The 12,176-nt window shown below is 51.7% G+C and carries 12 protein-coding genes and 2 tRNA genes; 4 read left to right on the top strand and 10 right to left on the bottom strand.

Annotation, left to right across the window (positions count from 1 at the left end; genetic code table 11):
- Positions 1-31 precede the first annotated feature (31 nt).
- A complete protein-coding gene (gene mtfA / locus EDC54_RS03030) occupies positions 32-829 on the bottom strand; it encodes a DgsA anti-repressor MtfA (RefSeq protein WP_132453065.1) in 798 nt (265 codons plus the stop codon).
- Between the two features lie 92 nt (positions 830-921).
- Between mtfA and EDC54_RS03035 the strand changes: the two genes are divergently transcribed.
- Positions 922-1,011 (top strand) — tRNA-Ser (locus tag EDC54_RS03035).
- A 361-nt stretch (positions 1,012-1,372) separates the two neighbouring features.
- Here the strand turns inward: EDC54_RS03035 and EDC54_RS03040 are convergent.
- Both EDC54_RS03040 and EDC54_RS03045 read right to left on the bottom strand, forming a co-directional pair.
- Entirely contained in the window at positions 1,373-1,603 is a 231-nt protein-coding gene (locus EDC54_RS03040) for a hypothetical protein (RefSeq protein ID WP_132453067.1), read from the bottom strand.
- A gap of 244 nt (positions 1,604-1,847) precedes the next feature.
- Positions 1,848-2,786 carry an alpha/beta hydrolase gene (locus EDC54_RS03045; RefSeq protein WP_132453069.1) on the bottom strand — a complete coding sequence of 313 codons (939 nt, stop codon included), beginning with the start codon at positions 2,784-2,786 and terminating at the stop codon, positions 1,848-1,850.
- A 70-nt stretch (positions 2,787-2,856) separates the two neighbouring features.
- On the opposite strand from EDC54_RS03045, the gene EDC54_RS03050 reads away from it, so the two are divergent.
- The gene (locus tag EDC54_RS03050) at positions 2,857-3,792 is read left to right on the top strand and encodes a LysR family transcriptional regulator (protein WP_132453071.1); all 936 of its coding nucleotides are present in this window, start codon (positions 2,857-2,859) and stop codon (positions 3,790-3,792) included.
- 348 nt (positions 3,793-4,140) lie between these two features.
- On the opposite strand, the gene EDC54_RS03060 is transcribed toward EDC54_RS03050, so the two are convergent.
- The 3 genes from EDC54_RS03060 to EDC54_RS03070 form a co-directional block, all read right to left on the bottom strand.
- Positions 4,141-4,217: transfer RNA gene (locus tag EDC54_RS03060), tRNA-Pro, on the bottom strand.
- 78 nt (positions 4,218-4,295) lie between these two features.
- Positions 4,296-6,044 carry an LPS biosynthesis-modulating metalloenzyme YejM gene (gene yejM / locus EDC54_RS03065; protein ID WP_132453073.1) on the bottom strand — a complete coding sequence of 583 codons (1,749 nt, stop codon included), beginning with the start codon at positions 6,042-6,044 and terminating at the stop codon, positions 4,296-4,298.
- Positions 6,045-6,067: 23 nt separating this feature from the next.
- Positions 6,068-6,289 carry a YejL family protein gene (locus EDC54_RS03070; RefSeq protein ID WP_132453075.1) on the bottom strand — a complete coding sequence of 74 codons (222 nt, stop codon included), beginning with the start codon at positions 6,287-6,289 and terminating at the stop codon, positions 6,068-6,070.
- A gap of 192 nt (positions 6,290-6,481) precedes the next feature.
- On the opposite strand from EDC54_RS03070, the gene yejK reads away from it, so the two are divergent.
- On the top strand, positions 6,482-7,489 hold the full coding sequence (yejK, locus tag EDC54_RS03075) for a nucleoid-associated protein YejK (RefSeq protein ID WP_132453077.1): 1,008 nt from the start codon (positions 6,482-6,484) through the stop codon (positions 7,487-7,489).
- A gap of 86 nt (positions 7,490-7,575) precedes the next feature.
- Here yejK and EDC54_RS03080 read toward each other — a convergent pair whose 3' ends face one another.
- The 4 genes from EDC54_RS03080 to EDC54_RS03095 all read right to left on the bottom strand — a co-directional run bounded on the left by EDC54_RS03080 (position 7,576) and on the right by EDC54_RS03095 (position 11,288).
- Entirely contained in the window at positions 7,576-8,724 is a 1,149-nt protein-coding gene (locus EDC54_RS03080) for a DUF1624 domain-containing protein (protein ID WP_132453079.1), read from the bottom strand.
- A 98-nt stretch (positions 8,725-8,822) separates the two neighbouring features.
- Complete coding sequence (gene rplY, locus EDC54_RS03085) at positions 8,823-9,107, bottom strand: 50S ribosomal protein L25 (RefSeq protein ID WP_132453081.1); 285 nt, start codon at positions 9,105-9,107, stop codon at positions 8,823-8,825.
- 177 nt (positions 9,108-9,284) lie between these two features.
- On the bottom strand, positions 9,285-11,045 hold the full coding sequence (locus tag EDC54_RS03090; protein WP_132453083.1) for a DEAD/DEAH box helicase: 1,761 nt from the start codon (positions 11,043-11,045) through the stop codon (positions 9,285-9,287).
- 3 nt (positions 11,046-11,048) lie between these two features.
- Positions 11,049-11,288: a YecH family metal-binding protein gene (locus EDC54_RS03095; RefSeq protein WP_132453085.1), complete on the bottom strand. Its 240-nt coding sequence runs from the start codon at positions 11,286-11,288 to the stop codon at positions 11,049-11,051.
- Between the two features lie 188 nt (positions 11,289-11,476).
- Here EDC54_RS03095 and rsuA point away from each other — a divergent pair, with 188 nt between their 5' ends.
- Positions 11,477-12,172: a 16S rRNA pseudouridine(516) synthase RsuA gene (gene rsuA, locus EDC54_RS03100; protein WP_132453087.1), complete on the top strand. Its 696-nt coding sequence runs from the start codon at positions 11,477-11,479 to the stop codon at positions 12,170-12,172.
- Positions 12,173-12,176 lie beyond the last annotated feature (4 nt).

The following is a 12,176-nucleotide window of genomic DNA, read 5'->3' on the forward strand; positions in this document are numbered from 1 at the left end:
AGGCGATAAACAATTCGCTGCTTGTCTCCGGTCAATAAATAGATGGCGAGCGGTAATCAATGCTGTTTTGCCAGCATTTTAGCCGAGCGAGGGGATCCTGCCGATAGAATTTCTGGAAACAGCGATACAGGTCGGGAAAGCGTTCTTCCAGCAATTCGGGCGCACTGAAAAAATACTCTGACAGCACTGCAAAGCACTCCGCCGGATCTTGGGCCGCATAAGGATCCATGCTGGCGGCCTCTTCCCCTACCAGGTCGATTTCCTCCTGTAAAGCATCCATTGCGCCGTGCAGATGCTGTTCCCAGATAGCAATATCGCGAATCGGAATCAGAGGAACCCCTGTTGGTTCGCCGCTGCTGCGAATATCCAGTTTGTGAGCGACTTCATGAATAATGAGATTGAAACCTGAGAGGTCGAAGGAGTCCTGCACTTCCTGCCAGTTAAGGACGATCGGCCCCTGATCCCAGCTTTGTCCCGACTGCACTATTTTCCCTGTATGCACCAACCCGATATCGTCCTGCCACTCTTCTTCAACAATAAATGGACCGGGATAAACCAGAACCTCGTGAAAACCGTCCAACGCATCACCGCCAAGCGATAATACTGGCAGGGAAAACAGCAGGGCGATACGTTGCTGCATGATTTCCGTTAACGCCAACTCCTGCAAGGGGATCAGGCGTTTTTGCTTCAGGAATCGATCGGCAAGGTTGACCAGTTGCTGGCGCTCTTCATCGTTTAAGGGGGCGAGAAGAGGAACTGAGAGCGCAGTTTGCCAGTGTTCAAATGCTTGTGCCTGAGGTTGAGTGTTTTTCCACGGCCATTTAATCATTTTCTTGCTCGTTAAGTTGTCACTTAAATTTAAAGGCGGGTGCAATACTGTTAAAATGCCGCAAAAGCGGGCATTATGGCAACGGCTTAAACGGAGAGATGCCGGAGCGGCTGAACGGACCGGTCTCGAAAACCGGAGTAGGGGCAACTCTACCGGGGGTTCAAATCCCCCTCTCTCCGCCATTATTGTTGTAAAATCAAAAAATTATATGTTGTTGTGATTTTGCTCTGCATAACGTCATACAGAAAACAGCGTATCGGAAATGGTTTTTCCTAATAAATCTATTTCTATCATGTTGTATTTTGTCAGGCATTCACTTTTAACTCTTCTGCTTCACACTCTTAAAAAATTTTCTTTAGGCCCATACTGGCATGTGAAAATCGCGCTGGCGGATGATTGATATCGTTATGCGAGAAAGTGGGGGTAGATGAAGGCCCACGAAATTCAAACAGTGGGCGAGTTAAGCAACTTTACCCGGCCTGACGGTGGCTGCTCAAAAGGGTATCCGTTGCCGGCGTGTTCCCCGGTGGTGCTGACATCCGGTCAGATCTGCTTGCCCTGTTCCTTATGGCAGTACGCCGCTGGCTCATCCGGCTTGCGGGATATGAATGCCGGAAAATCCGTGATTTCAATATCAGTGTGGGGGGAAAAATGTTCTTTCCCGTCAAGGTAGGATTTGAATCCATCCAGAACCACCTTTTCTTCTTCAAGGCGGGCGTCGGGAAGGGATACAGCCATACTGTCTGGGTCGATCAGGGTATACCGACCCGCCATTTCAGTGTGTCCTGTAGACCGGAACGTCAGTGTCAGCCCGGAGGCCTTTGAACAGGCCTCGTCGTGAGGACAGCTTTTGTCTACTGTCGTGGGGTCAGTCCACCCCTGCGTAGTTACGCAAAAAATGACAATTGCCCGACTATAATATCCTCATAGGGAGCGAATCAACTCCCTATGAGAATCATGAACCGTTTCTATTATTGCTTTCAGATGTCACTAACGGTACGGAAATGATCTGTGTATTTTACAGATTAGGAGCTCTATCTTCAGTAAAAGCATCTTCAAGAAAACGAACGGCATTACGTATAGCCCGATCAGCATCAGGCAGAATGCCTGCGAAAAGATGCCAAACATGGAACATGCCTGGCCACACTTCAAGCGTGATACGTCCACGCGCTTCCCCTATATTTGAAGCCAGTCGAATTGCGTCACTCAGCATGACTTCATTTTCACCGATTTGGATAAGAATCGGCGCCAGCCCATGGACATCAGCAAAAACGGGGGATGCATCAGGATGTGTGGGAAGTTCACCGGCAAGGAAACATTTTCCCAGTTTGTTCAGAAACTCCACACTACAAATGGGATCAAGCCCGTCGCGAGTGGTGGCGGACGAACCACTGTGAGTAAGGTTTGCCCATGGGGAGATCGATACACCGGCGGCAGGAAGTGAAAAACCTCCATCACGTGCTTTGCGCATCATCGTTACAACCATAGCGCCGCCTGCTGAATCGCCAGCTAGAACTAGATCGCGGGGATGGGTACCTGAGTTCAGAATTGAGCAATAGGCGGCAAACACATCATCAATTGGTGTGGGGAAGGGATGTTCGGGTGCTTGCCGATAGTCAGGGGTGTAAACCCTGGCATTCAATTCCCGAGCAAGACGCCCCGTAAGACCACGATAAGCTTCAACACCACCATGCACGTAGCCGCCGCCATGAATATAAAGGACTACTCTGCTTCCTGTATACTCTTGTGGTTCGCTGATCATTGCCGAGACTCCGCCTAAAAGGGTGGTTTTATAGGAAACCCCATCGATAGCAGGAAAAATCTTTTCAAGGCCTTGCATATATAGGCTGCGTACTTCCGGCCAACTCGTTTCTGACTGAACACTGAGTTTCTGGACAATCGGGCCTGCAGCATTAATCCATCCATCCAAGGCATCTTGGGCATTTTTAGGTAACATTGTTGAATCCTCAATGAGTTTAGTTCTACAATTTGATTGTAACTAACAAATTGGCGAATAGGTTTCCCCAATGATAGATGGAAATATCCCGGCTTATAAAAAGTCAAATTCTGATTTGGATATTGGCGCTTTGCGTTTATTTGTAGCGATTGCTGAATCAGGAAGTTTTGTTGCAGGCGGTAAAGCAAGGGGACTGACGCGTTCTGCGGCAGGTAAGGCATTGTCTCGTCTTGAGAATCATCTTGAGACACGTCTTTTCCAACGAACTACTCGGCGCTTATCGCTTACAACAGAAGGGCATGAGTTCTATCATCGTTGCATTCAATTGCTAGAGGATTTGGAGGAAGCGGAAGCCAGTGTTCGTCAAAATCCACTCAAGCCAAAAGGTATTCTTCGATTAACCGTTTCAGAAGGATATGGAAAAATGGTTATTTTGCCGTTTCTCCGGGATTTTTTAGCGGCCATGCCTGAAGTTTCTGTAGAGATAAGTTTTAGCGATCGTGTTGTAGATCTTATAGAAGAAGGTGTTGATTTAGCCATACGCGTAGGCAGTGCGACTACCAGTTATCAATACATCACTCAGGTAATTGACCGTGCATCACTGCATCTGTGTGCCTCACCTGACTACCTCAAAACATGGGGTATGCCTGATTCGCTTACTTCTTTCAATAATCACAGACGTCTCGTATATGGTTTGGGATCTGCACCCACAGCATGGACGATCGGTGATAAAGAGAAATGCCAGATCACTGTGGACGACCGGGCTTATGCCAGATTTGACAGCGGAGAGGCCATTCGTACGGCTGCTATAGACGGTCTGGGTATCGGGTATTTACCGTCTTTTATGATTGAAGAAGACCTGCTGGAGGGAAGACTGGTAAAGGTAATGGCGGATATGGAAAGTGAAGAAATTGCTGTTCATGCTATTTACCCTAACCGTAGACATCTTCCGGTTCGGGTTCGTGCATTCATTGATGAACTTAATAGGTTTTTGAGACGGAGTTAATCGACAGTTTTCTGATTTTCCCCGCCACTCAAAAAACGAAAACTGCCCAGCGATGATGTCGAGCGCATCCTCTAGCGTTGGTACTGGATCGATATGAATCGCTGGCGCGTCAGTTTCGCCGACGCGTACAGCGACATAAAACCCGCTATCCTCGATCACTGCGTATGAACGAACAGGGCAGTCTGTCAGCATGTCGCTGTCGTCTAAAACGCAGATCGTCGTTCCGTGATAGTCGATTTTTCTCATTTTTCCGGCTCCTTCCGTCAGTTATTTTACCATCATTTTACCATTGGCAAATTGAAGACGAAAAAAAACCAACCGTAAGAGGTTGGTTTTTCTGGGGAAATTTGGTCGGCACGAGAGGATTTGAACCTCCGACCCCCGACACCCCATGACGGTGCGCTACCAGGCTGCGCTACGTGCCGATGCTATGGGCGCTTATACTACCTTTTCCTGACCTGATTGCAATAGCCAGATGGAACGACTGCTTTAGATTTAGGCAGTTAGTTGGCAATAAAGCGTCTTTCGTTCGTGAGTACTTGTAAAAGCAGCGCAAGCTGCGGTTTTTCATCATTCAGCCGATTTCCCTGCGTATCGTAAGCATGATAGTTGCCGTTGCTTTCCAATACGATGATCTGTTCCGGCGTCGTGATCAGTAGCGTACCGTTGTTGCCGTTAATCAACCACGGGTAGCGCCGTTGGGCAGAGAAGAGATCTTCGCCCTGTGAATAATCATCCGTGCTGTTTTTCACATGAAGCAGCCGCTGCATCAGCGTGGTCATGACGTCTTTGTTGTCCGTCATTTTCGTGATGGTCTGCGCAGGGGTATTCGGCCAGTGAACAATGAGCGGTGTTTGCCACTGAGTACGGGCAAAACGTGCCGCGTCACGGGTATTGGCATTCTGGTTTTGTGCGGTTGTCACAATGACGACCGTCTTATCCAGAATGTTTTTGTCCCGCAACGTACGGATGATTTCACCAATTTGGCGATCGACGTCCGGAATATTTACGCGTTCGTTTGGCTCAGTCGTTTTGTCTTTTGCGATTTTGGGCGCGCCGCTGAGTTCGACGTAAGAGAACCAGGGGGGCGGGTTATTATTGCGGTTGAGCCACTCTTGCCACTGCGTGATGATGGCATCGCCGCTTTGTTGTTGCGGGGCGGGTAAGGAGAAGTCGGAAAGCAACGCCTGGCGATAGAGCGGGCTGTCGAAGCCGTTTACCGAAAATAGCCCAAACTGATAGCCTTGTTGACTTAATGCCGTGACCAATGCCGCGGGTTTACGCGCGCTCAGGATACCGTCCATATAGGTCGTCGAGAGGCCGTAAAACAGGTTAAACAACGCGGCGTCCGGTTGGGATCCCGAATCATAATGGTCGCTGAAACGCACGTTTTCTTCGGCAAAGCGAGACAGGTTCGGCATACGGTTTTTCATGTCGACAGGCGAGGTATCGTCGATCATCACCATTAACAGGTTGTAACCGCTGCCGCTGTCATGGAAGGCGATATTATTGAGTGGGTACTCCACCGTAATGGCTTCAGGATTGCCCTGCTGCGTGAGCCGACGCTGATATTCTTGTGCATCCAGCAGGCCATGTTTTTCCAGAAACCGTCGGGCCGTCATCGGATAAGACAGCGGCAGGTTGGCGCGCTGCATGGTAATCGGGCGATAGAAATTGGCGTCGGCCCAGATGTACATCAGGTGCGACGCGAAGAATGCCGAGATGAAAACGCCCGCCAGCGGTTTGCCAAAGTGGCGGCGATTCAGACTGCGCAATTTTTGCCAGCACCAGGTGCCGAAGAGCATTTCCACCATGAAAATTAACGGAATGCCAATAAACATCCATTGCCAGTCGCGGGCAATCTCACCTTGTCCAGGGTTGATGACGAGTTCCCAAACGGTGCTGTTAAGGTGCAGGTGGAAGCGGGTAAAGACTTCAACATCCACTAACAGCAGCGTAAGCGCGGCGGTTGCCAGCGCCGCGGAGAGAAAACGCAGCAGGCGCTGTGACATCACAATGAATGTCAGCGGGAAGATGATCAGCAGATAGGCGGCAAAGACGATAAAGCTGAAATGTCCGAGCCAGCTCACCAGCGCGTAAATCCTGCCGAATAAAGAGGATGGCCAATCGGCAACAAACAGGTAGCGGCTACCCAGCCCCAGAGTGAGCAAAATATTGAATAAGGCGAACCAGTGTCCCCAACTGATCATCTGGGAGACTTTTTCGCGGTAGCGCTGACGGTTGGTTACCATACGTTGGTCAAGAATCAGTAAACTTAATCGGCTTTTTTAATTGAAGCCTGTAGGGCTTCAGCGAAAGAACGGGCCAGCATCTGACGTTGCGCCGACGCGACGCTCGTGTTAATCAGATTTGTCACCATGTTACCCAGTACCATCAGAGCAAGATCGGTTGGGGCGTGGTGCTTTTCCAGAACATTGACCATCTCTGAAAGCAGTTGTTCAACGTGTTCGTCACTATATCGGGATGATTGTGGCATAAAATGGCGTATCTCAAGCTGGTAAAGTCGCTTATCTTACCGTATAGACTTATGCTTTTCCGCACTTTTATCTTTTATCATTAGTGAATCTAGCCGCTTAGCGCGTGAACGGACATGATGAAACCGTTTTGGGTATTGCGGGCCTTGCGTATCAATGTTTGAATACGCGCCTTGTTAAAAGGAGAGTTTATCATGAGTCTGGATATCGGCCAGATTGCCCTGCATCAACTAATCAAACGTGACGAACAAACGCTGGAAATGGTGTTGCGTGATTCCCTATTGGCGACCAATGCGCCAGTAGAAGAGATGATGGCTGAACTGCACCGCGTCTACAGCGCCAAGAGTAAGGCCTATGGGCTGTTTAATGAGCAAAGCGAACTGGCTGATGCGCTGCGGGCTTGTCGCAAAGGGGATGAGGACTTTCTGGGGTTTTCCCGGGCCGCAACCGGACGCCTGCGTGATGAACTGGCTAAATATCCCTTCGCGGAGGGCGGTATCGTATTGTTCTGCCAGTATCGTTATTTGGCGGTGGAGTATCTGTTGATTGCCGTGCTCAATAGCTGCAACAGCATGCGGGTAAACGAGCAGTTGGACATCAGTACGACGCACTATCTGGACATCAATCATGCCGATATCGTGGCGCGTATCGATCTGACAGAGTGGGAAACTAACCCGGAATCGACGCGTTATCTGACCTTCCTGAAAGGCCGGGTTGGGCGGAAGGTGTCTGACTTTTTTATGGATTTTCTGGCGGCATCCGAAGGGCTGGACACGAAGGCGCAAAACCGTGGCTTGTTGAAGGCCGTCGATGAGTATTGCGATGAGGCGCAACTGGATAAAAACGAGCGCCAGAATTATCGTCAGCAGGTGTATAGCTACTGTAACGAGCAGTTGCAGTCCGGCGAGGAAATCGAGCTGGCATCGCTGTCGCAGGAGCTTCCGCCGTTGGGCGATAAAACCTTTCAGCAGTTTTCAGCCGAGCAGGGCTATGAGCTGGAAGAGAGCTTCCCGGCCGATCGCGGAACGTTGCGCCAGTTGACCAAGTTTGCTGGCAGCGGCGGCGGCATCAGCCTGAATTTTGATGCGCTACTGCTTGGCGAGCGGGTTTTCTGGGATCCGGCAACGGATACGCTAACGATTAAAGGCACGCCGCCGAATCTGCGCGATCAGTTACAGCGCCGGACGAGCAGCGGTAAGTAGTCGGCCATCGCGCTGAAGACGAGTCTGCCCTTGTTCTTATCGTCAGAAGAAGGGCAGCGGCTGATAACGGTTGGAAACGACCGTGACTAGAAATATTTAAGCCAGCGGATGTCCCGGCGACGGGCTTTCAGGCGGGCAAACGCGCGAACCGGCCAAAATAACAGGACCATCAGCACCAGCGTGCACACCCACAGTTGCCAGACGGCGGAAAAGCCGAACCATTCTCCCTGATTCTTCCCCCATATCGCGACTGCGGTTAAGTACATGCCTTTTAAAATATAGAGATGCAACAAGTAGAAAAACATCGGCGCGGCCCCGAAACTCGCCAGCATCACCAGACAGTGCTTTTGCTGGAGACGTTCAAACAGGGCCAGCAGGCAAAGTCCGACGCCGAGCGTCAGGCAGAGAAACAGCAGCGACGGCGGGTATTTCGTGGTGTTGAAATAGCTCATGAGCGTCTGCGTAATGAGCTCGCTCTGTTGCCAGGGCTTGTCGCCATATAGATTAATACTGCGCAGTACAAAGAAAAGCGCCAGCGCGATCCCCGCCGCGGTGAACAGCACCCGCTGGCGCTGAAGCGGAAAGATGTCTTTTCGATATAACGCGCCCGCCGCATAGCCAAGTGAAATTACGCCAATCCAGGGAAGTATTGGGTAGGAGGTGCGTATACGGAAAGCTTCGCCGATGTCTATCCAGACGCGATCGTGCAGAACCGCCCAGGGAATAAACCCGATTGAACCGGCCGATGCGTGCAGGGGATCCAACAGGTTATGGCCGATGACAATAACGACACCCAGGGTAAAAATCACCCTGGCAGGGAGCCAGATCAGCGCGCTGAGTGCCAGCATACTCATGCCAATCGCCCAAATCACTTGTAAATAGATGACGTGCGGCGGGAACTGGAATGTCCAGGCAACGTTGATCAGCGTGATCTCCAGCAGGATGAGAATGAGCCCCCTAGTGAACAGAAAATGCGCGGTTTGTCGGCGATCCTGCACTTTTTGGTGATAAAGCGCGGCGGATAGCCCGGTTAAAAAGACAAATACGGGGGCGCACAGGTGGGCCAACGTGCGATTCATGAACAGCAGGGGAGCGGTGCTGGTGACATCGATCGGGTCGGCGAGCTGTAGGTGGAGATAGAACGTTTCCCGCACGTGGTCTAATAGCATCAGAACCATAACCAGACCGCGCAGGGCATCAATAGCAATAAGTCGCTGGGAGGCAACATGAGACATGTTCACATTCCTTTGTGAATAACGATATTTTATAAAAAAAACGCCGCATAAGCGGCGCTCTTCTTTTCCGGCGTCCCGGAAAACGACGTCAACGCGGATTAAGCGCGAACGAAGTCGATATGAGTCAGTTTTGGCTTGTAGACGTGACGCTGTACAGCCTGAACTTTCACTTTTACTTCTTTGCCATCGATGGACAGAGTCAGTACTTCACCGTAGAAGCCTTCTTTCACTTCCAGGTTTTTGACTGAATCGTGATCCAGTTCGATAGAGACTGGTGCTTCAGAACCACCGTAGACGATGGCCGGGAATTTACCAGCGGAACGCAGGCGGCGGCTCGCACCCTTACCCTGCTCTTTACGTACTTCTGCTTTGATAGTAATCATTTTTTTCTCTACTTAAAAAGTAACCCTGCTACAGGCGACCCAGCAGCAGGTGGGGGTGTTCTGCTTTTGTGAATAAAAGCGGGCTGAATTCTAACGGAATATGACTTTATGGGCAAACGAAACCATAAATTAAGGCGCGTCGTCCGAATCGGGTGCCCTGATGCTCCCCCGAAGGGGCTAGCCGCGCAGCTCATTGGCGCGGCGAAAGCGGCCCTGGTAATCAAACAGTTTTTCGCGGATTTGCCAGAATTTTCCATGTTTACGCGCTACGACAAAATCCGGGGGGCGCAGGCTGTGCTGCTGCGCGATGATATCGGCGGCCTGTCGCCACTGAAACGTCGTGCCCGGCGCGCGTTGGTGGACGCGCAAAAACTGTTGCAGGAAAACGTGACGCTGGGCGGCGGTGTGCAGGCGAAAACGCTCACTGACTTCAGCGCCATCTTCGTCGTGATAGGTGATTTGCAGCCATTCTCCTTTTGCATCTTCCCCGTGGTGAAAACTCATGCCGCTACAGCGCAATACGAACGCGTCTTTCAGATTCAGCGCCGCTTTCAGCATGTCGTCCGGATCGGCCAGCACTTCGTTACATTGATGACAGCGCCGTGCCGCAATGTCGTTTTCCGCCCCGCAGTGTGGGCAGATTTTAAACCGAAACCGATAATTGCACTGCCGCCGCTGGTCGTTTTCATCCCTTTCCCAGCCCTGACAGCGGCGACCATAGTGTTCGATGATATCGCCGTCCGGGGTGGTTTTGCCCCAGAACAGGTTGGCAAAGCCGCATTCCGGGCAAAATACCTGCACGGGGTGGCTATCTGCGTGCGGCTTACTGGCGCCGACTTCCGGCGTGTAGAGGTCGTGCGGATTGCCCGCATAATCCAGTATCAGGCAGTCGGTTTTCCCCGGATACAGGCGCAAACCGCGGCCGACAATCTGCTGATAGAGGCTGACGGACTCCGTCGGGCGCAGGATGGCGATGAGATCGACATGGGGAGCGTCAAAGCCGGTGGTCAGCACCGCGACGTTAACCAGATAGCGTAATGACTGCTGTTTAAACGCGTCAATGAGCGCGTCGCGCTCGGCCGGGGACGTCTCGGCGCTGATGAACGCCGCCTGATCGACGGGCAGTAACGCCGCAATTTCTTTAGCATGTTCGACGGTCGAGGCGAAGATCATCACGCCGCGTCGCGTTTGGCCATATTCGACGATCTGGTTGACGATGTGCGGAGTAATGCGTTGCTGGCGCTTGAGTTCAAGGTTCAGGTCGGCTTCACTGAATAGCCCGTTGCTGCGGGCGACCAGCTTACTGAAATCATAGTGCACCACGGGCATATCTAATCGCTGCGGCGGCACCAGAAAGCCGTGCTTAATCATATAGCGCAGCGGTAGCTCATAGATGCAGTCGCGGAATAAACTGGTTTCGTCGCCGCGCAGCATACCGTGATAGTGATACTGGTATATCCAGCCTTTACCGAGACGGTAGGGCGTAGCGGTTAGCCCCAGCAGTCGCAACTGCGGATTAGTTTTTTGCAGATGAAGAATGATTTGTTGATATTGGCTGTTGTCGTCATCGCTGATGCGGTGACATTCGTCAATGATGAGCAGGGAGAACGCATCATCGAACTGTTCGAGATTGCGGGCAACGGACTGCACGCTGCCAAAGACCACTTTTCCCCGGCTCTGTCGCCGTTGGAGACCGGCGGCGAAGATATCGGCTTCCAGTCCCCAGGCCCGGTATTTGGCATGGTTCTGCGCCACCAGTTCCTTGACGTGGGCGAGCACCAGCACGCGGCCACGAGCGAGTCTTGCCAGCTCAGCGATCACGAGACTTTTCCCGGCGCCGGTTGGCAAAACGATCACTGCCGGTTGAGTTTGCCGGCGAAAATACTCCAGCGTAGCGTCAACCGCCTCACGTTGGTAAGGGCGAAGCGTGAATGACATCAATCAGTGCTGGCAAATTTTACTGGCGTGGGTGGTAAATCCCGCGTCAAGCGGGATAAATTTACCGCGCTCAGACAAAAACTGCACCAGCATCGTCGACGTCATATTGTCTGCCGAGCAGGTATGAAAACGCGCCTCGCTGCCGAAGCGGGCGTCTATCGCGGCAATCAACTGTTCGGTGGTGAAAGACTCACCGGACGCGATCATCATTTGCAGGACTTCATGGCCGTGGATGGATGACATGGAATTTGCCTCAAAATATATCATTATGCTTATTATGCCTGTTGATCATACCCGGCGCGAGGGGCAAGGCAAGGTCAGGCGGGGTAAAGCCGGTGAAAAGCGCGCGGCGGAAGCGGTGAATTGCAGGACGCATGGACAAAGCACCGTTATACTACCGCTTCATGATTTGAGACAGGTAGTGAGTTGTCATGCGATTGGACAAATTTTTATCCCAGCAACTGGGGATCAGCCGTGCATTGGTGGTGCGCGAACTCCGGGCACAGCGTGTCACCGTTGATGGCGAGGTAGTAAAAAGCGGTTCGTTCAAACTTTCCCCCGAACATAGCGTTGAATTTGACGGCTCGCCGCTGGAACAGCAGAACGGCCCGCGCTACTTCATGTTGAATAAGCCGCAGGGGTATGTCTGTTCGACGGACGATCCCGATCACCCCACGATCCTCTACTTCATGGACGTGCCGGTCGCACATAAGCTGCATGCGGCGGGGCGTCTGGATATCGATACCACCGGGCTGGTGTTGTTAACCGACGATGGGCAGTGGTCGCATCGCATTACCTCGCCGAAGCATCAGTGTGAAAAAACCTATCGGGTAACGCTGGAGCAGCCGCTGGCGGAGGATACCGCAGCGCAATTTACGCAGGGTGTGCAACTTCATAACGAGAAGAATCTCACCAAACCCGCTACGCTTGAGAAGATAACGGATCATGTCGTTCGACTGACGATTAGCGAAGGTCGCTATCATCAGGTGAAAAGGATGTTCGCTGCGGTGGGAAATCGGGTCGTGGCGTTACACCGCGAACGTATCGGCGATATTTATCTGGATAGCGAACTGGAGCCGGGGGAATTCCGGGCATTAAGCGATGAAGAGATCGCCAGTGTAAAATAATGCT

The sequence above is a fragment of the Samsonia erythrinae genome (assembly GCF_004342665.1).
Lineage (GTDB): Bacteria > Pseudomonadota > Gammaproteobacteria > Enterobacterales > Enterobacteriaceae > Samsonia > Samsonia erythrinae.